Below are 19,086 nucleotides of genomic sequence, written 5' to 3'. Positions count from 1 at the left end.
ATAACCGTGCTTTACCAAATATACTTAATTTTTATGATTAATGCCTGATTATCTACAGTATCATTTGACCAATTGTGAAATAGATACCCAAGCCCAATAAATCGTTGGTGGTGGTTATAAACGGACCGGTGGCAAGTGCGGGGTCGATTTTGGCTTTATCCAGTAAAAGGGGAACTACCATGCCCAAAATTGATGCGAATATGATAACGGAAAGTAATGCCGTACCAACGGTGAGGCTAAGACTTTGAGGACTGCCGATAATAAAGTTATACCCCAATATCACCAATGAGCAGATAAGACCATTAATAAGGGCCACCATAAACTCTTTACCCAATTTAGGCATAATGTCTTTGGTGCCCATGGTGTTGTTGGCTAGGCCTTGCACAACGATAGCCGACGATTGTACCCCAGCATTACCGCCCATGGCCGCTACAAGGGGCATAAAGAAGGCCATTTGGGGATGTATCACCAACTCGCCTTCGTATAAACCTACTACACGGCTGCTGGCAATACCACCCAGCAAACCTATCAATAGCCAAGGTAAACGCGCGCGGCTAAGTATCCATACCTTATCGGTAAGCTCAACGTCCTCGCTGATACCTGACATCAACTGATAATCTTTGTCGGCTTCTTCTTTAATAAAGTCAACTACGTCGTCAATGGTAATACGTCCCATCAACCTGCCCAGCGCATCCACAACGGGTAATACTACCAAGCCGTATTTGTTCATTATTTGTGCTACCTGCTCACCCGGAGTGTGCGTGGTAACCTCCTGTATATCGGGGTTGTATATGCTGCCTACTTTTTCGTGGGCAGGAGAAAGCATAATGCTTTTAAGCGATACGATACCTTTTAAACGGTTTTTGCTGTCTATCACATACACAGAGTACACCACCTCTACGTTTTCGGCTTGTTTACGTATCTCTTCCACACACTCGGCAAGTGTCCAATCGATATTTACTTTTATCAATTCCTTTGCCATCAAACCACCCGCCGTATCTTCTTTGTACCGCAACAGCGAGGTAACGTTACGGGCTTGCTCATCATCGGTAAGCAAGGCAATAATCTCCTCGGCCATGTCGGCAGGCAGGTCGTTCAGCAAATCCGCTGCGTCGTCAGAGTCCATGTAATCCACAAACTCCTTGGCAATATGGTCGGGGGTGTACAGCTTTAACAGTTTCACCCTCAAGTCTTCATCCAAAGAACTAAGCGTGCTTACTGCATCTTCTTTCGAAAGCAGCTCAAGCACCTCTTGCATCTCTTCGGTGGTGAGGGTAAAAAATAATTCGGCAATATCTTCGGGGTACAGCTCATTAAGCAGCAAGCGCAGCTTATCCATATCGCCTTGGGCGAGGTAGGTTTTTATATCTGCCTTGAGGCCTTTGGTGAGCAATTCAGACATTGTGTGTGCTGTACTTTATGCCCTGCGGTGTTCTTGCACCAATCGGGTGAGGGTAATAAATTCCTGAACGTTTAGTTCTTCTGGCCGCAATTTAGCAAAATCAGTGTTGACAAACACCTCATCGGGCAGGTTAAATTTCTTTAAACTGTTTCGCATGGTTTTGCGGCGTTGGTTAAAGGCTGTTTTTATTACGTCTTTAAACAGGCTTTCGTCGCACTCTAACTGCTGCCGTTGGTTGCGTACAATGCGCACCACGCCTGATTTTACTTTTGGCGGAGGATTGAAAACGTGTTCGTGTACGGTAAATAAATATTCGGTATCGTAATAGGTTTGCAACAATACCGATAAGATGCCGTAGGCTTTGGTGCGAGGTTTTGCATTAAAACGTTCGGCCACTTCTTTTTGAAACATCCCCACCAGCTCGGGTATTTGGTGGCGGTTATCCAGCATTTTAAATATTATCTGGCTGCTGATGTTGTAAGGGAAATTACCTGCCAGCGCAAACGGTTCGGTAAGGTATTTTTGCAGGTGGATTTTTAAAAAATCTTCTTCCAATAACCTGCCTTGCAGTTGCGGATAGTGTTGTTTTAAATACGCCACCGATTCTGTGTCAATCTCAATACACCACGTTTCAAAGCGGGTATCTTGCAATAAGAATTGGGTAAGCACGCCCATACCGGGGCCAACTTCAAGCACCTGTTTGTACCCTTCTCCACTAAGGCTTTGGGCTATGTTGCGGGCAATATTTTCGTCTTTTAAAAAATGTTGCCCAAGATGTTTTTTGGGGGCTACCGTCATGCTTTTATCCTCTCCGGGCTATCACCACCCCGTTACTGTTGTTGTAAACTAAACGCGGTTATTATTTTTCGTTGTACACCACGTGCAATAGTGTTTCTCCTACTGCCTGCAAGGTGTTTTTATTTACAACGTCCATATCGTCGTTGTGGGTATGCCAAAAATCGCCAAACCCACCGCTGGGTTTCACGTGTATAATATCGATACAGGGTATTCCTGTAGCGCGGTTTACGTAATAATGGTCGTCAATAATTCCACCGTATTCAGTGTACAAAAAGTGGTTATAATGGTTAAGACCGCCTGCTGCATCCCATACTTTGCGCAACACATCGGGGGCGGTTTGTTTTGAATATCCTTCTAACAAGAAAGTAGCGTTGGGCGCGCCCACCATATCCAACAATATACCGTAGTTGGCTTTGTATCCGGCTTTGTGCAGGTTTTTACCCCAATATTGCGAGCCTAAACAGTACGAGTTCTCAACTTCTGATTTGCCCCAATCTTCGGCATCAAAAAAGATAATATCAACGCCCCAAGTAGGTTTTTTAATACTTAGTTGGCGGGCTACTTCTAACAATACCCCTACCCCGCTGCCGCCATCGTTGGCACCCAAAATGGGTTTGTTTTGGTCTTTGGTATCTTCATCCGCCCACGGACGGGTATCCCAGTGTGCAAACAACAAAATGCGGTTAGTTGCCGTAGGGTTAAACTCGCCAATAATATTTTTAATGGTGATGTTGGTTTTATCCGCCGTAACCGCCTGCCCTTGTTGCAGGATAACGTTATCGGCATACTTTTTCAGTTCGCTGTACAGGTATTGGGCGCACTTGGCATGGGCAGCCGTGCCGGGCACACGCGGACCAAAATCTACCTGCTTTTGCACAAACATAAGGGCTGTATCGCCGCTAAATGCAGGGGCAGCCACCGGTTGTGCGGGAGTAGTTTTGGTGGTTGTATCGGTACCATTGCCTTTTTTTCCGTTTGTATCAGATTTACACGCGGCAAAAACAAGTGTAGCGACTGTTATGTATACCAGTGGTTTCATGTTAGCGGTAACGTTTCAAGTGTGATATGTTGTACAAATAATCTGCAGGTTGGCTCAAAAAAACCCCATTAATTTTCAACACTAAACGTAGTGCCTTCTTTGCCGTCTTTTAGTTGCACGCCTGCTTCTTTCAATCGGTCGCGAATAATATCGCTGGTAGCAAAATCTTTCTTATCTCTTGCTTCTTTGCGCAGGGTAATAATCAATTGCATCAAATCCTCTACCAAGCCGTCGCTTCCTTTTTCTTCTTCTTTCAAGCCCAATACATCTACCAAAAACGTATCAAACAATTGCTTTAGCAAGGTCTTGTCTGCTTCGGTTATGGATTGGCCTGCAACATTCGCAACAGAATTAATGATGTTCACACCCTCAAACAAAATAGAAATTACAGATGGGGTATGAAGGTCTTGATTCATTGCTTCGTAACATTTCATCAGAAGAGCGTTGATATTGCTATTACCTCCAGTCTCAAATGTTGAGACTTCATGAGTTCTCAGACCGTCTATTAGCTTATATGCACTGAATAAACGAACAAGCCCTTTCTCGGCGGCTTGTAACGCTTCGTTGCTAAAATCTAAAGTGCTTCGGTAGTGAGCCTGCAACACAAAAAATTTCAGCGTCATGGGGCTGTACGGTTTTTCAAGCAAATGGTTGGTGCCGTCGTACAAATCCATCATGTTGATGCCATTGCCCAACGATTTAGCCATCTTTTGGCCGTTTACCGTAATCATGTTGTGGTGCAACCAGTATTTTGCAGGCTGCTTGTGGTGGCAAGCGGTGCTTTGGGCTATTTCGCTCTCGTGGTGGGGGAATAGTAAATCCATCCCGCCGCCGTGTATATCAAACTCTTGCCCTAAATATTTATTACTCATGGCCGAGCACTCGATGTGCCAACCGGGGAAACCAACGCTCCACGGTGAATCCCAGCGCATAATGTGCTCAGGGGCGGCCTTTTTCCAAAGGGCAAAATCATTGGGGTTACGTTTCTCGTCCTGTCCTTCCAACTCGCGAGCGGCATTGCCGGCACCTGCTATCAGGTCTTCCAAAACACGTCCGCTGAGTTTACCATAGTCGTAGGTTTCGGCGTATTTTATTACATCAAAATACACCGACCCGTTTGACTCATACGCCAAGCCTTGCTCCATAATCTTAGCAATCATGGCTATTTGCTCGGGTATATGCCCCGATGCCAGTGGCTCGATACTGGGGGGTATAATATTCAAACGGCCTATGGCCTCGCGGTAACTGTTGGTATATAACTGGGCTATTTCCATAGGCTCCAGCTTCTCAAGGCGTGCCTTTTTGGCAATTTTATCCTCGCCTTCGTCGCCATCATCCACCAAGTGACCCACATCGGTAACGTTGCGCACGTAGCGCACTTTGTAGCCCCTGTGTATCAAGTAGCGATGCAGTACATCAAAGGTGATAGGACCGCGTGAGTGCCCCAAATGCGGAGGGCCATACACGGTAGGACCACACACATACAATCCAACAAAAGGGCCATTAATAGGTTCAAACTCTTCGAGCCGGCGAGTGTAGGTGTTGTATAATTTTAGTGGTTCCATTTGTTGCAAAAATAGGAGTTTTAGTGGTGAATTGCTTCTTAAACCCTTGTAAAATCCTCGTCATGTTCAATGAGGCTTAATAGGTTGCAAGTACTCACGGTTATTATGATGACTTTGTTTTGTGGGACTGCGTCAAAAACAAGTTATACAATGATTTTGAGGGGATAGGTTTCAACCTATCGCTTTTGAGATTACCCCATGTGAAGGACTTAAGTCCTTCACATGGGGTAATTGTAACAGATGAGGGTTTCAACCCTTTACTTTTAAAACAACCCCATTTTTAAATTTCTGAACGATGGCGCGTGGGGGGAGCGGAAACAAATAAAAAGCAGTGCCGGCTTGTACTTTTCTCTTAATCTGATTGTCCCCAACCCTGCTGATTTTCAAACACCTGCTTGCATTTGATTAAAATCATATTGCTTGTTTGGGTAAAATGTTGTAATTTTCTAACAATTTCACTTAAACTACCACTAAGGCTATGGCAATATTCGGTTCACTACTTTCTTGGTATTTCCGCCGCCGGATGCAGCAGGTTGAGTATGCTATGACCCATGCCGCCGAAGTACAGCACCAAACGTTTAAAAGCCTTATTGAGCAGGCACAAAACACTGCTTGGGGGCGCTTGTATGATTACAAAAGCATCCACACCCCCGAAGAGTATGCCCGCCGTGTTCCTGTGAGCACTTACGAGGAGCTGAAGCCCTTTATTGAACGCACGATGAGAGGCGAACAAAATGTGCTTTGGCCCAGTGAAATACGATGGTTTGCCAAATCATCGGGTACTACGAATGATAAAAGCAAGTTTATCCCTGTGAGTTACGAAGCACTTGAGGATTGCCATTTTCAGGGCGGTAGGGATGTGCTTACGGTGTATTGCCATAACCACCCCGAAACGAAAATTTTTGCGGGCAAGGGCTTGGTAATCGGTGGTAGCCACAAGGTAAACAACTATAATGATAGCAGCAATTTTGGCGACCTTAGTGCAGTGATAATGGCCAATTTGCCCTTTTGGGTGAATTTTTTGAGAACGCCTGATTTGTCAATCGCACTGATGGATGAGTGGGAAGAGAAGATTGAAAAATTGGCCTTAGCAACGGTTAACGAAGATGTAACAAATATTTCGGGCGTGCCCACATGGACGGTGGTGTTGATGAACCGTTTGTTTGAAATGACTGGCCGAAAGGATATGACGGAGATTTGGCCTAATCTTGAACTATACATACACGGCGGGGTGAGCTTTGTGCCTTACCGCGAGCAGTTTAAAAAACTGATACCGTCGTCGAGTATGAACTACTTGGAGACTTACAATGCCTCGGAAGGTTTCTTTGGTTTACAGGCAGAGAGCGGCAGGGATGATATGCTGCTAATGACCAACTACGGCATTTACTACGAGTTTATTAAGCAAGAAGAATTATATACTACTGATAACCCCAAAACCTATACATTGGCCGAGGTGGAAGCAGGGCAAAACTATGCCATGCTAATCAGTACCAATGCCGGCTTATGGAGATATTTGGTGGGCGATACGGTTAGGTTTACTTCGGTAAATCCTTACCGTTTTAAAATATCAGGCCGCACCAAATTGTTTATTAATGCCTTTGGTGAGGAGTTGATGATTGACAATGCCGAGATGGCAATGGCTGAGGCTTGCAGGCATACCAACGCGGTATTGCGTGATTATACTGCCGCCCCTATTTACTTTACAGAAGAAGACGGCCAAAGTGCCGGCCACGAGTGGCTGGTGGAGTTTGAAAAAGCCCCCGAAAACCCTCAGGAGTTTAAGGCCATTTTAGACAATACGTTGAAGACGTTGAACTCTGACTACGAAGCAAAACGATACAAGGATATTGCTTTGAAACCCCCAAAAGTACATTTAATGGAACCGGGAGTTTTTCATAACTGGCTAAAAACAAAAGGCAAGCTGGGCGGTCAGCATAAAGTACCCCGCCTAAGCAACGACCGCAAAATTGTTGACGAAATTTTAGCCCTGCAAAACGTATAATTTTTTTGTGGCGGGTCTTACTCATCGTTTAAACAGGACATGAAGTCCTGTTCTTTTGGGTGTGTTGCCCCCGAATGGTTTAAAACCCTTCGAGGACACAATCTCAAATAGCGACGGGTTTATACCCGTTGACAAAATATCCTTTCGACAAACATCTATTATTTCCTACCACGGTCGTTTCCAACTCCCCTGTAAATTGTATATACTCGCTTAACCATTTTTTGTGAGTACTACACCGCATATACAACGTGCCGAACTTTTAATGGAGTTGAGGCGATACGATGCTGCCCTTAAAGAATTACTGGAGGCATTGAAGCACGACCCTGAAGATGTTACGGTGTTTGAAAACCTGGCATGGTGCTTTTACAGGCAAAAGCAATACGGCATTGCCGAAGAATGGGCAGCTAAAGTGGTTGCCGCAAGTCCTGACAGTTATAGCGGGTATTATTATTTATCCATTTGTGCGGGTTCGCAAGGGCAGTTAGACAAGGCCAAAAAGTACATTAACCAAGCCTTGGGATGTAACCCCTATTGGTCGGGGTTGTACGGTTACAAAGCCGAACTGTTTATTGCCGAGGAAGAGTGGGAAAAGGCTGAGGAGGAAGCCCGTAGAGGACTTGCCATAAACCCCGATGATAAGGTTTGCCAGAAAAACCTGACGGCTGCTCTCACCAAGTTACGGTCAAAAAGTAAATTGGAAGAAAGCCTTAAAATAGCCTTGGAGCGAAGCCCCGATGATGCAGGTATGCACCTTTCGGCCGGGTGGAGCTTATTGGAAACCGGAAAAATAAAGGCAGCCCGCGAACACTTTGAGGTAGCTCTTACTAAAAACCCTGAAGAACTGCTTGCCAAAGAGGGACTGCTGGAGGCCATAAAGGCAAAGAACCTTTTGTACCGCCTGTTACTTAAAATAGATTTTGCCGTAGCTGCTCGTCCATACAATGAAAGGCGTTGGTTTCTGGTACTTTTTACTTTAACCCTCGTTTGTTTTGGAGTAATTGCCACTATGGACAGTATGTGGTGGCTACTGTTGCTGATTCCGCTGTCACTTACCCTGCAAGTATCTTGGTTGGTAAAAGAAACTGCCTCGTTAGGAGTATTTCTGTTCAACAAAAAATATAAAGATTTATACACGCCCCGTTGGCCTACCATGTACTACTTGGCCAACCAAGGCGTATCGCTGGCTTTTTTCGTTTTCACGGTTAATTTTTTACGCGATACGGCAGATTACAGCGGGCCATTACCGTTTATTGCAGCGGTAATACTATTTTTAACCATTGTTTGGCGCAAACATTATTTGCACTTGCAAACTACCACCAACAATAATGTAAAGTACTTGTCAATAGGGCTTTCGTCAGTAGCAGGACTGCTTTTGCTTTTTTATCTTATAACAGGTGCTTCTGAAACCCTCGGTGTCTTAGTTTTTGTAGGAGTGATATACGGTTGGATGATTGATAAAATTTATACTTGGAAGATATTTAATTAATGGAAGTACAACGACATATTGAACGGGCAAGGCATTTGCTAAACATTAACCGCCCTGCCGATGCGATAAAAGAAATAAATGCCGGATTGGTGCTTGAACCCCAAAATACCGAGCTTTTATCCATTGCCTCAAGCTGTTATTATGAGACCGGAGAATATGAACGTTCGCTGGCCTTTGCCCGCCAATGGCTGAATGCCGAGCCTGATAATCCTTTGGTGCATTACATAATGGCCATTAATTATGAGCGTACAGAAAAGATGGACAAGGCCAAAAGCCATATCCAACAAGCGTTGGCATACGACCCAACGGATGCCGACTATTGGAGTGCCTTGGCATCGTTTTATATGCCTGAAAGGGATTGGAATAAGATGCTTGAGTATGCTGAGAAAGGTCTTGAGTGCGACCCTGAACATCCGCAAAGCCTTAACTACCGAAACCTTGCTCTTACCAAATTAGGCCGTGCCGATGAATTGAAAGTAGGCATTGAAGAATCATTGGCGGCCAACCCTGATGATGCACATACCCACGCTACCGTGGGCTGGACAAAACTTGAAATAAGGAAGTATAAAGAAGCCCGTTTTCATTTTGCTGAGGCATTACGTTTGCAGCCCCACAACGATTGGGCGCGAAGCGGCATGGTTGAAGCCTTAAAGGCCAAAAACGTGTTTTACCGCCTGTTTTTAATGTACTTTTTTTGGATTGCCAAGTACCAACAGCAATCTCAATATGCTATAATAATTGGCATATACATTGGCACAAAAGTGCTAAGAACTGCAGCCAAAGCTGTACCCATATTATACATCCCATACGGCATACTAATGTTTGCCGCTTACCTTACTTGGATTATTGAGCCGTTGTTCAACTTATTTGTACTGATAGACCGCTATGGACGTTACCTGCTAAACCGTCGTGAAAAAACGGGCGCACTATTGGTGGGATGTGGAGTAGCACTGGCCATCGCACTTGGGTTAACTTATTTGTACAATACGAACGACTTACTACTATTCCCTGCCCTCTTCTTTGCCACCATTGTAATTCCCGTTGCGTCGTTCTACGGATTGGACGAAACCAGCCGTAACTTAAAAACCATCGGTATTTATACTATTGTGCTGGCGGTATTGGGCATTGTTTCAGTACTGCTGTTAGTTTCTAAAAACGACACAGGCCTTATCACAGGAACGTTGTACTTATTGGGTATGTGGACGTTTGGCTGGGTAGCTAATTATTTAAATACACGGTAGTATGGCAAGAAGGGGAAGCAGACTTTCACGCGGTAAAGCTTTATTTCAACTAAGCAGATACAAAGAAGCAATCGTTGAATTTGAATTGGGTCTGAGTGAAGATGAACCCAAAGCTATACTGTATTTGATGATTGGCTATTGCTACCTTGATTTACAAAATCAAAGACAGGCCATTGTGTATGCTGAAAAAAGCCTGGCCGAAGGCCAAGAAGGATATTTACCCTTTTTTTTGCTTGCATCAGCATACGAAGGGGCTAAAGATTACCACAAAGCCCGGCTTTATATACTAAAGGCCATAGCAATAGACCCCGAGGTTGCTGATATGTACTCGCTGCTTGCCGATATTTACGTGAAAGGACAAAATATTGATAAGGCGGTTGAAAGTGCTATGAGCGGATTAGCGCTAAACCCCAGCCATATTAGATGTAACGGAATTTTGCTGACTGCTGCTGTTTTAAAACGTAACCGTATTGAATTTGAGGGGCTTGCTAAAAAATTGTTGGCCCTTGATCCAAATAATGATTATGTACACGCACTGATTGGGTGGGGAAAGATGAGGTTTAACAATTACGAAGGTTCATTAGAGCATTACCGCGAATCGTTGCGCATCAACCCTATGCGACAAGACAGCGTGAAAAAGATGGAAGCGATTGAAACAATACGGGTGCTTAATGGTGATAAGCCCTATACAAGTGAGGATTATGTGTTTACAGTTCTCGCCTTTATTACAATTGTAGCGTTTGCGCGTATAGCTTTAGATGTTATTTTTTACCTGCACGGCGATTAGGCAAACAGATTGGATAACTAAACCAAAAAAAAATTGTTAGAAAGAGAGTTTATTGCTAAAGGCAACGCCTTGCTAGAGTTGGGAAGGTACGAGCAAGCTTTGGAGCAGTTTAGAAAAGCTGTTACCTCAGATATTGACCCTGCCTTGGCGTATCAACAAATGGCTTTCTGTTATTTAAGACTACAAAACCTTAAAAAAGCGGTTTTATGTGCCAATCAAGCATTAGCCCACAACCCAAACTGTGATTATGCCTTTTATGTGAAAGCAAATGTTAAAGTATTAAATAACCTTGCTTTTGCTGCCCGTCAAGATATTCTTAAAGCCATAGAGTTGAACCCCAATGTAGGGTTCTATTACGGTACGCTTGCTGATACCTATTTTATAGTAAAGCTTTGGACATTAGCCATTGAAAGTGCTAAAACAGGATTAGAGTTAGACCCTCTGGATGTGGGTTGTTGGGGGATATTAATAGGTGCTTATCATAAAACCAATGATGTAGAAAATTTTGAAGATGCTGAGAAAGCAGCACTTGAATTGCTCCCAAACAACGAACTCTTACACGAAATTATAGGCCTTGCTTACTATAACAGGGCAAACATTAAAAAGGCAAAAGAACACGCACAGATTTTATTACAAATAAACCCTTCTACAAAAAGCCCGTTGCCCCGTGCACCTGAAATACGGCTTATAAAACAAGAAAATCCTGCTTATAAGGAAGAAATAGATCCAGATGTAACCAAAAGTGAAGTAAGCCTGATACTAAAAATAGCTATTATAGTAATCGGTATGATTATATATGTAAATCAATGTAACTAATCAGGCAAACAGGTTGTATTTTAAAATACACCAAATAGCCCTGAAACCATCGCGCCAGCCAATTTTTTTGCCCTCTTCATACGTACGTCCGTAATAAGAAATACCCACTTCGTAAATGCGTATTTTGGGTATGCGTGCAATTTTTGCGGTTACTTCCGGCTCAAAACCAAAACGTTTTTCTTTCAACTCAAGCCCCTGCACCACCTCGCGTTTAAAAACCTTGTAGCAGGTTTCCATATCGCTTAAGTTAAGGTTGGTAAACATATTGCTCAAAAATGTAAGAAACTTGTTCCCTATCGTGTGCCAAAAGAACAAGATACGGTGTGGTCTGCCTCCCATAAAACGGCTGCCGTACACTACATCGGCAAAACCATCGGTAATGGGGCGAATTAAAATCGGATATTCCTGTGGGTTGTATTCAAGGTCGGCATCCTGTATCAGCACAATATCACCCGTAGCTTGTTTAATACCGGTGTGCAATGCCGCTCCCTTCCCCATATTTATCGCATGGCTGTAAAACACAATGGGTAAATCGGGGTTGCTTTTCATGTAACGTTCTACCGCCTCTACAGTATCATCCTTACTGCAATCATTCACCACTATCACCTCTTTTTGCATACCGCCTTCCAGCTGCACAGCCTTCACCTTATCCAGTATAAGGTGTATGGTTTTCCCCTCGTTATAGGCAGGTATTACTATCGAAAGTTTATTGAACATCCGTTAAAATTTTGTGCAAAGAAAACAAATTAACGGTAAATGGACTGCCTTTAGCACATTACTATAGCTGTCAATACGGTTTTTTCTTACTTTTGTTTACCACACAGTATGAAAACTATTTTTACCACCGTATTAATTTGCATTACACTTTGCAGTGTTGCCCAAACCGGCAAACAACCCGCTAAAAGCAAAACGCCCACACCAATAGAGACCCATAAAAAGATTTATGAAATGGCCGTACAAAACGCAGATGCGTCTGTGGCTATAAACAGTCTTTACTACATTGTGGCCGAAGAAGGAAAAACCAGTTTGTACAGGGATACACTGGCCTTGCTGTATTTTAATATGGCATCGTATGTACAATGCGAGCTGGTGGCCGCCGGTATTGTGAAAGATTTTGCCGATTCGATTGAAAAAGGTCAGAAGCTATCGGTGTTAGAGGCTTTAGCTCTTTCGCAAAGCTCTTTAGGAAAGGTAAAAGAGGCTATCCAATCGTTTGAAAAGTTGTTGAGCAAAACCAACGAAATGTATCACGGGTATCGCCTTGCCGAAATGCAATACACCTACCAACGTGTGGGCGAAGCTATGCAAACAGTACTTGCGGCTGAAAGATTGCAAAACAGCATGAAGGGTAAAGTGAGCATTGATTTGGGCAATAAACAAACACAGGCGGTTTCTCTTGAGGCTGCACTTCAAAACCTTAAAGGGTATATTTTGCTGAAAGAATACCCCGACCAAAAAGCGGCTGCAATTACTGCCTTTAAAAAGGCTCTTGAAATACAACCTGATTTTGTGCTGGCTAAAAATAACCTTGATTATGCGGAGGGGAAATCTCCGACTGAACAACAAGCGCCATCACAAACACCTCCTCCTGCTCCTCCAAATAAATAACCCCGCATTGCAAACGCAACACGGGGTACAATGGAAGGGTTTGTGGAGTATTTTTATTCTTTAACTAGTTTTACGGTTTGGTTGCCTGCGTGCAGCAAATACAACCCTTGAGGAATACCGCTAAGGTCCATTTTTATGGTATTGGCTTGCCCTGTAAGCAAATCAACCTCAGTAGTTCTCAAAACTTTTCCTGTTAAATCGGTAAGAGTAAGTGTAGTTTCTACATCAACAACGGTGCTTATTTCAACAAATAATTCTGTAGCAGCAGGGTTAGGGTAAGCATTCATGTTCAGCTTGCTGCTTGCTACCTGCTTAATTCCTGTTGCATTTTTCTCAAATACCAAACGGTCGGTTGGGTTAGCGCTCCAATCAATGCCATTGTTAGCACCTGTGTGTATGTACGAAGTATCATATGCGCCACCCGCAGTTACATAATTCAACAAAATACTATCATCGTTGTTCCAGCGGTTCATCGCCAATGAAAACGTTTTAGAAACTATGGTTTGTAACTTGTTTTGACCGTTGTAATAGTGTTTGTAATACATAAACGGGTTAGCGGGGGAAGTTGCATTCTGCTTAATAAACGTTGTATATACATCTACATTACCTGTATTCGTGTAGGTATATTCATCATAAAAGTTTTCCATTATATCACCTTGAGCGTTTTGGAAACCATATATGCGGCGCTTTAGTTTACCTCCGGCAAAATACTCTTGTTGAGCCACCATAGTTGTGTCCCAAGAATTATCAACCATTTTACCCCAGCCCAATTCCTTGATGCAATTACCGTTGTTGTCGTACTCATACTCGCGAGACGATACTGCTTCAGCAGTGTTTACATCCACCAATGAATCCTTAACACGTTGCCCTAAATTATTGTACTTAATAAATGAGTGCGTTGAGGGAAAGAAAGTTCCTCCGCTCTTAAATGCCACCTCAACCTCGCTCAGCCTGTTTTGGTCATACGTGTATATGTAGCGAACGGTGTACGTATCAAATGCTGATTGCACATCAAAAATCATCTCAATCACCTTGTTATTGGCATCTTTTTGATATTGGTAGTTGGTTTGATACTCTGTTTCCCAGCTACTTGAGCCATCTACCCAATATTTAGTATCAATTTCGGTAAAGTCTCCATCGGCGTTTTTCAGGTTTTTAGTCTTTTCATAATCTTCCCAAGCCGACGCGGTAGTGTTAAATGTTTGCTGCAACCAGCCTTTTGATGATACACGCAGTACATCGTAATACGTATAGGGCGATCTTACCACAGCGGGAATGGCCGAAGTACCGTACCTTAAATTGTTCTGTCCCATTGATGGGATAACCGTACCCAATAGCAAAAGGGCACACCAATAGCGTAAAAAAACTGTTTTCATGTTTGTTTGATTTAAATGTAAGTCCATTATCAAACGTCAATTGCTGCATTAACGTTGGACATGATTAAAAAAATTACAAAGCACCCTTTTCATTTCCAACTCACGTTAATCGTGCTAACTTTGTTGCAACAACTCTAGTTACAGTTTCGCTATGTCTGAAGAAAAAAAACTCTTCCTGCTTGATGGGATGGCCCTTATATACCGTGCATTTTTTGCATTTAGCCAAAACCCCCGTATTACTTCATACGGACTAAATACAAATGCACCTTACGGTTTCACTAATACCCTGCTTGATTTGATAAGAAGGGAAAAGCCTTCGCACGTGGCAGTTGTTTTTGACACCAGCGAACCTACTGAACGACACATTGAGTTTAGCGATTATAAAGCCCACCGTGAGGAAATGCCCGAAGACCTTTCGCGCTCTATTCCGTATATCTTTAAGCTGATAGAAGGCTTTAATATTCCTGTAATCACAGTGCCCGGTTTTGAAGCGGATGATATTATAGGCACCCTTGCCAAAAAGGCTGAGATAGAAGGCTATAAAGTGTTTATGATGACGCCTGATAAGGATTTTGGGCAGTTGGTGAGTGAGAATATCTTTATATACAAACCTGCGCGACAAGGCGGTGATTTTGAAATAATGGGCGTGCCCGAAGTATTGCAAAAATGGGAAATTACCGATGTGAAACAGGTGATTGACATTTTGGGGCTAATGGGTGATGCCGTTGATAATATACCCGGTGTACCCGGTGTAGGCGAAAAGACTGCTAAAAAACTGGTGCAGGAATTTGGCAGCGTAGAAAACCTACTGGCCAATACTGATAAACTAAAAGGCAAACAAAAAGAAAATGTAGAGGCTCATGCCGATATGGCCCGCTTATCAAAAAAGCTGGCTACCATTATTTTGGACGTGCCTATTGAGCTGGATGAGAAAGCATTTTTGGTAGAAGACCCTGATAAAGAGAAACTGGAAGAGCTGTTTAAGGAGTTAGAGTTCCGTACGTTGGGTAAACGTTTGTTTGGCGACGCTGCTGCTGCGGCACCTGCTAAGGAAACCAACGGGCAGCAAAGCCTGTTCGGAGGCGGACAAGAAAACCCGCAAACTGCCGCTGAGCCTGAGGATGAAACCCCTATTACATTTAAAACAGCCGCTACTACCCCACACCATTACGAGTTGTGCGATACTGCTGAAAAGCGTGCAGCATTGATAAAAACGCTAACTGCTTCAACAGAGGTTTGTTTTGATACCGAAACTACCTCGTTGGATGCGATTGATGCCGAGTTGGTGGGTATGTCGTTCTCAATAAAACAGCACGAAGCTTTTTATGTACCTGTTTCAACCAAGCGCGATGAGGCGCAAGCAATTGTAAACGAGTTTAAAGCCATTTTTGAGGATGAGAAAATTACCAAAATAGGCCAGAACATAAAGTACGATTACCTGGTATTGCAAAACTACGGTATACAAGTGCGCGGCACTTTGTTTGATACCATGCTTGCACACTATGTAATTGAGCCTGACGGCAGGCACAACATGGATATATTGGCCGAAAACTACCTGCACTACGCGCCTATTTCTATTGAAACGCTGATTGGCAAGAAAGGTAAAAACCAATTGAGCATGCGTGATGTGGAGGTAGAGAAGATAGCAGAATATGCCGCCGAAGATGCTGATATAACTTACCGACTTAAACAAGCCCTTTCGCCACAGTTGGATGAAAAAGAGGTGCGCAATGTGCTTGAAGATATTGAAGCTCCGTTGATACCCGTATTAGCCGGAATGGAGCGCGAAGGTGTGCGCATTGATAAAGGAATGCTGGCCGAATACTCAAAAGAGTTGCAAGGTGAAATTGCACTGCTTGAGAACAGGATTTACGAAATGGCAGGGGTAAAATTCAACATTGCATCGCCAAAGCAATTGGGCGAAGTATTGTTTGAAAAGCTACAGCTTGACCCTAAAGCTAAAAAAACCAAAACAGGCCAGTACAAAACCGATGAGGAGGTATTGACTTACCTTGCCAATCAACACGAGATTGCAAGGGTGATTATGGATTTCCGCCAATCACAAAAGTTGAAATCAACGTATGTGGATGCCTTGCCTTTATTGATAAACAAACACACAGGCAGGGTGCATACCAGCTTTAACCAAGCGGTAGCTGCTACAGGCCGCCTAAGCAGTACCGACCCTAACCTGCAAAATATACCCATACGTACTGAGCGTGGTCGCGAGGTACGCAAAGCCTTTATTCCCCGTGATGAAAACCACGTTTTAGTAAGTGCCGATTACTCGCAGGTTGAATTGCGCATTGTTGCCGCAATTAGCAAAGAGGAAGGTATGATTGAGGATTTTAAACGCGGGTTAGACATTCACACCGCTACGGCAGCAAAAGTATTTGGCGTTCCGTTTGAAGGAGTGGATAAGGAGATGCGCCGCAAAGCCAAAATGGTAAACTTCGGTATCATATACGGTATATCAGCTTTCGGTTTATCGCAACGTTTGGATATTCCCCGCAAAGAAGCCGCAGAGATTATCGAAAACTACTTTAAGCAATACCCTGGTTTGAAGCAGTATATGAACGATTCTATCGACCTTGCACGCCATCACGGATATGTGCAAACCATCATGGGTCGTCGTCGTTATTTGCGTGATATAAACTCAGCCAACCACACCGTGCGCAGCTTTGCCGAGCGAAACGCCATCAACGCACCCATACAGGGCAGTGCTGCCGATGTGATAAAAATGGCGATGATAAAAATACACCAACGCTTGATTGATGAAAAACTGCAATCAAAAATGGTGTTGCAGGTGCATGATGAATTGCTGTTTGATGTGTATAAACCTGAACTGGAAACTATAAAACCGATTATTAAGGAGGAAATGGAAGGTGCAGTGAAGCTGGAAGTTCCTTTAGATGTTGAAGTAGGTTCAGGATTAAACTGGCTGGAAGCGCATTAAAAGGATATTCTAGCCCAATACAACCTTTAGCTTGTCGATTTTGAAATGTGTTTTTGCGCTTTCAATCAATCGGTTGGCATCAAAATTTTCTAACATCTCTGCTTCAACATTTAATATTTGGGCTATATAGTTCAATCTTTCTTTTGTTAAAGCGGTTTTCCCATTTTCAATTTTCGAGTAGGTGTTTTGGCCGATATTTAGCTCTTGTGCCATATACTCTTGCGAGTATTCACGCAGCAGTCGTAACATTCTTATGTTTTTATGCAATGCCATAAAAGCTCTTTAATAGTTAGGTAATGTTTTGGAGATAAATATAGTACAAATTCATTAAAAGACTAATAAGTCTTTAATAAAGTCTGAAATACAACAAATCATTGTGGTATGTCCCAGTATCGCGATGATGAAGTTTTAGATGCAGTAGTTAAAGGCCTAAAAAAGCTACGGACAGAGTTACGCATTACGATGGAAGATGTATATAACGATACAGGATTAAATATTTCAAGAATAGAGGGAGGAAAAGCAAACATAACCATAAGTACGCTCAGAAAATTATGTAATTACTATCAATTACCTCTATATAAATTTTTCAAAGACTATTGCGATAACGCCCTTTAATCAAGAGTGATAATTTATCACTAAAAGTAGTAAAATATCTCTTTTAGAAGATTTATTTTTGATTTAAATTTATTGTCATGAATTCAATTGCTAAACTATCCCTATTACTTACTGCATTATTTATCGCCGCGGTGGCCTGCAAACGCAGCACTGATTTTTCACCTGAAAATAAACCTGCACAGTTTACTAAGAAAAGCGGTGGCTACCCGCCACAGTTTACCACTGAAAGAGAGGTTGACAATCATTTGAAGTGGATCGCTCGCGGACTGGCACATTGGGCTAAACCCCAAGCATTGGTCAGAGGGATTGACTCAGTTACCACCATCCCTTCTAACGATAGCAGCGAAAATCCTATCAGCTATCTTGAAACGCTGTACTCGTTTGGAACTGCCCTGAAAGACAGTGTCGACAGTACGTTTGCCGTGCACGATTACGATGCTGACGGGCTGGCCTCTTTTGAGTACGATGGTGAAACGTATTATACCCGTTTGTACATACCTAACCAATATTATAACCTTAACAAACCTTTTGTAGTGGTGGCTGATGAGATAGAAAAAGACAGCATCCCCCAAGATACAGTAGTGGCTTATAAGATAAAGGCAGGGGGCGGGATTGATAGTATGTTGATAACTGAGGAGAACAGTGAAGATTATTATATATGGGTGGTGAATTTTTACTCGCTAAAGGATTTTGACCAATGGGAGGCCAAGCAGGGAGATAGCCTGATACGCAAAAGTGGCAGAGTTTTGTTATGTGATAATGACGGGGTGTGTGAACCGGGCGAGAAATACAACCCCAACTGTGCCGATTGTTACCCGCTACCACCCCAAAAATACAAGTTAGTAATTACACAAATGGAGCTATTTAGGGATAACTGCCCCAAAGGGGAACGTTGGATAAACGGAGAGTATGAATTTAGAGTAACTTATGGCCTATATGATGGCTCGGGTACAGTAAACAATCCTGGTGATATAAATGATTACGTATATGCACATACAATAAAAAATGTATCTCGTAAAGATGTGTGTAGAGAAAGGTGCACATGGGGAGGGTCATGGGGAGGTAGTAATTGCCCCTCTCGCATTCATGATGTAGAATATGTTATCTATGATGAAATACAACCTTCAGACAGTAACTGCCAAATGCCCTTTATTTTTTATGAAAGGGACGATCATCGAATGCGAGAATATATATCCAATAAATATGTATTGGCACCACAATTTATGGCAGGATCACTCTCACCGCACCCCAACTATAGTTCTCGAAACGCAGCTTATATTGCCACCACAATAAACGTGTACGCACTTTGGCAAGCCAATAACCACAATGGTAGTTTTATTTGGGTTGGAAACAATGAAGCAAAAGTAAAAATAGAACTGAAAAAGCTATAACTTGTAA

Annotated in this window: 16 protein-coding genes; 9 read left to right on the top strand and 7 right to left on the bottom strand. The window is 43.0% G+C overall.

Features of this window, described 5'->3' with window-relative positions; all coding sequences use genetic code 11:
• Window positions 1-52 precede the first annotated feature (52 nt).
• The 4 genes from mgtE to F9K23_13925 all read right to left on the bottom strand — a co-directional run bounded on the left by mgtE (window position 53) and on the right by F9K23_13925 (window position 4,804).
• Complete coding sequence (gene mgtE, locus F9K23_13940; GenBank protein ID KAB2914524.1) at window positions 53-1,402, bottom strand: magnesium transporter; 1,350 nt, start codon at window positions 1,400-1,402, stop codon at window positions 53-55.
• A 15-nt stretch (window positions 1,403-1,417) separates the two neighbouring features.
• Entirely contained in the window at window positions 1,418-2,200 is a 783-nt protein-coding gene (gene rsmA, locus F9K23_13935) for a 16S rRNA (adenine(1518)-N(6)/adenine(1519)-N(6))-dimethyltransferase RsmA (protein ID KAB2914523.1), read from the bottom strand.
• 61 nt (window positions 2,201-2,261) lie between these two features.
• On the bottom strand, window positions 2,262-3,239 hold the full coding sequence (locus tag F9K23_13930; GenBank protein KAB2914522.1) for a M28 family peptidase: 978 nt from the start codon (window positions 3,237-3,239) through the stop codon (window positions 2,262-2,264).
• Between the two features lie 68 nt (window positions 3,240-3,307).
• Window positions 3,308-4,804 carry a cysteine--tRNA ligase gene (locus F9K23_13925; GenBank protein ID KAB2914521.1) on the bottom strand — a complete coding sequence of 499 codons (1,497 nt, stop codon included), beginning with the start codon at window positions 4,802-4,804 and terminating at the stop codon, window positions 3,308-3,310.
• Between the two features lie 478 nt (window positions 4,805-5,282).
• On the opposite strand from F9K23_13925, the gene F9K23_13920 reads away from it, so the two are divergent.
• From F9K23_13920 to F9K23_13900, 5 genes are all read left to right on the top strand, one after another.
• On the top strand, window positions 5,283-6,806 hold the full coding sequence (locus F9K23_13920) for a GH3 auxin-responsive promoter family protein (protein KAB2914520.1): 1,524 nt from the start codon (window positions 5,283-5,285) through the stop codon (window positions 6,804-6,806).
• Between the two features lie 223 nt (window positions 6,807-7,029).
• Complete coding sequence (locus F9K23_13915) at window positions 7,030-8,292, top strand: tetratricopeptide repeat protein (protein KAB2914519.1); 1,263 nt, start codon at window positions 7,030-7,032, stop codon at window positions 8,290-8,292.
• The gene (locus F9K23_13910) at window positions 8,292-9,533 is read left to right on the top strand and encodes a tetratricopeptide repeat protein (GenBank protein KAB2914518.1); all 1,242 of its coding nucleotides are present in this window, start codon (window positions 8,292-8,294) and stop codon (window positions 9,531-9,533) included. Before F9K23_13915 ends, F9K23_13910 begins: the two co-directional genes overlap by 1 nt.
• A 1-nt stretch (window position 9,534) precedes the next feature.
• Window positions 9,535-10,320, top strand: a complete 786-nt coding sequence (locus F9K23_13905) for a hypothetical protein (protein ID KAB2914517.1) — start codon at window positions 9,535-9,537, stop codon at window positions 10,318-10,320.
• A 33-nt stretch (window positions 10,321-10,353) separates the two neighbouring features.
• On the top strand, window positions 10,354-11,136 hold the full coding sequence (locus F9K23_13900; protein KAB2914516.1) for a tetratricopeptide repeat protein: 783 nt from the start codon (window positions 10,354-10,356) through the stop codon (window positions 11,134-11,136).
• On the opposite strand, the gene F9K23_13895 is transcribed toward F9K23_13900, so the two are convergent.
• Window positions 11,137-11,853, bottom strand: a complete 717-nt coding sequence (locus F9K23_13895; GenBank protein ID KAB2914515.1) for a glycosyltransferase family 2 protein — start codon at window positions 11,851-11,853, stop codon at window positions 11,137-11,139.
• A 108-nt stretch (window positions 11,854-11,961) separates the two neighbouring features.
• Between F9K23_13895 and F9K23_13890 the strand changes: the two genes are divergently transcribed.
• The gene (locus F9K23_13890) at window positions 11,962-12,744 is read left to right on the top strand and encodes a hypothetical protein (protein KAB2914514.1); all 783 of its coding nucleotides are present in this window, start codon (window positions 11,962-11,964) and stop codon (window positions 12,742-12,744) included.
• 53 nt (window positions 12,745-12,797) lie between these two features.
• Here the strand turns inward: F9K23_13890 and F9K23_13885 are convergent, their stop codons facing one another.
• Window positions 12,798-14,147 carry a T9SS type A sorting domain-containing protein gene (locus F9K23_13885; protein KAB2914513.1) on the bottom strand — a complete coding sequence of 450 codons (1,350 nt, stop codon included), beginning with the start codon at window positions 14,145-14,147 and terminating at the stop codon, window positions 12,798-12,800.
• Between the two features lie 124 nt (window positions 14,148-14,271).
• On the opposite strand from F9K23_13885, the gene polA reads away from it, so the two are divergent.
• The gene (gene polA, locus F9K23_13880; protein KAB2914512.1) at window positions 14,272-17,073 is read left to right on the top strand and encodes a DNA polymerase I; all 2,802 of its coding nucleotides are present in this window, start codon (window positions 14,272-14,274) and stop codon (window positions 17,071-17,073) included.
• Window positions 17,074-17,082: 9 nt separating this feature from the next.
• Here polA and F9K23_13875 read toward each other — a convergent pair whose 3' ends face one another.
• Window positions 17,083-17,346 carry a helix-turn-helix transcriptional regulator gene (locus tag F9K23_13875; GenBank protein KAB2914511.1) on the bottom strand — a complete coding sequence of 88 codons (264 nt, stop codon included), beginning with the start codon at window positions 17,344-17,346 and terminating at the stop codon, window positions 17,083-17,085.
• A gap of 108 nt (window positions 17,347-17,454) precedes the next feature.
• Here F9K23_13875 and F9K23_13870 point away from each other — a divergent pair, with 108 nt between their 5' ends.
• Complete coding sequence (locus F9K23_13870) at window positions 17,455-17,688, top strand: helix-turn-helix transcriptional regulator (protein KAB2914510.1); 234 nt, start codon at window positions 17,455-17,457, stop codon at window positions 17,686-17,688.
• A 77-nt stretch (window positions 17,689-17,765) separates the two neighbouring features.
• Window positions 17,766-19,079 carry a hypothetical protein gene (locus F9K23_13865; GenBank protein KAB2914509.1) on the top strand — a complete coding sequence of 438 codons (1,314 nt, stop codon included), beginning with the start codon at window positions 17,766-17,768 and terminating at the stop codon, window positions 19,077-19,079.
• Window positions 19,080-19,086 lie beyond the last annotated feature (7 nt).

This window comes from Bacteroidota bacterium, from assembly GCA_008933805.1.
Classification (GTDB): domain Bacteria; phylum Bacteroidota; class Bacteroidia; order UBA8524; family UBA8524; genus SB11.
This window is presented reverse-complemented; position numbering and strand designations above follow the sequence as displayed.

Coding starts and splice junctions, on each gene's coding strand:
- mgtE (KAB2914524.1), bottom strand. CDS start 1,402: ATGTCTGAATTGCTCACCAAAGGCCTCAAGGCAGATATAAAAACCTAC.
- rsmA (KAB2914523.1), bottom strand. CDS start 2,200: ATGACGGTAGCCCCCAAAAAACATCTTGGGCAACATTTTTTAAAAGAC.
- F9K23_13930 (KAB2914522.1), bottom strand. CDS start 3,239: ATGAAACCACTGGTATACATAACAGTCGCTACACTTGTTTTTGCCGCG.
- F9K23_13925 (KAB2914521.1), bottom strand. CDS start 4,804: ATGGAACCACTAAAATTATACAACACCTACACTCGCCGGCTCGAAGAG.
- F9K23_13920 (KAB2914520.1), top strand. CDS start 5,283: ATGGCAATATTCGGTTCACTACTTTCTTGGTATTTCCGCCGCCGGATG.
- F9K23_13910 (KAB2914518.1), top strand. CDS start 8,292: ATGGAAGTACAACGACATATTGAACGGGCAAGGCATTTGCTAAACATT.
- F9K23_13905 (KAB2914517.1), top strand. CDS start 9,535: ATGGCAAGAAGGGGAAGCAGACTTTCACGCGGTAAAGCTTTATTTCAA.
- F9K23_13895 (KAB2914515.1), bottom strand. CDS start 11,853: ATGTTCAATAAACTTTCGATAGTAATACCTGCCTATAACGAGGGGAAA.
- F9K23_13890 (KAB2914514.1), top strand. CDS start 11,962: ATGAAAACTATTTTTACCACCGTATTAATTTGCATTACACTTTGCAGT.
- F9K23_13885 (KAB2914513.1), bottom strand. CDS start 14,147: ATGGACTTACATTTAAATCAAACAAACATGAAAACAGTTTTTTTACGC.
- polA (KAB2914512.1), top strand. CDS start 14,272: ATGTCTGAAGAAAAAAAACTCTTCCTGCTTGATGGGATGGCCCTTATA.
- F9K23_13875 (KAB2914511.1), bottom strand. CDS start 17,346: ATGGCATTGCATAAAAACATAAGAATGTTACGACTGCTGCGTGAATAC.
- F9K23_13870 (KAB2914510.1), top strand. CDS start 17,455: ATGTCCCAGTATCGCGATGATGAAGTTTTAGATGCAGTAGTTAAAGGC.
- F9K23_13865 (KAB2914509.1), top strand. CDS start 17,766: ATGAATTCAATTGCTAAACTATCCCTATTACTTACTGCATTATTTATC.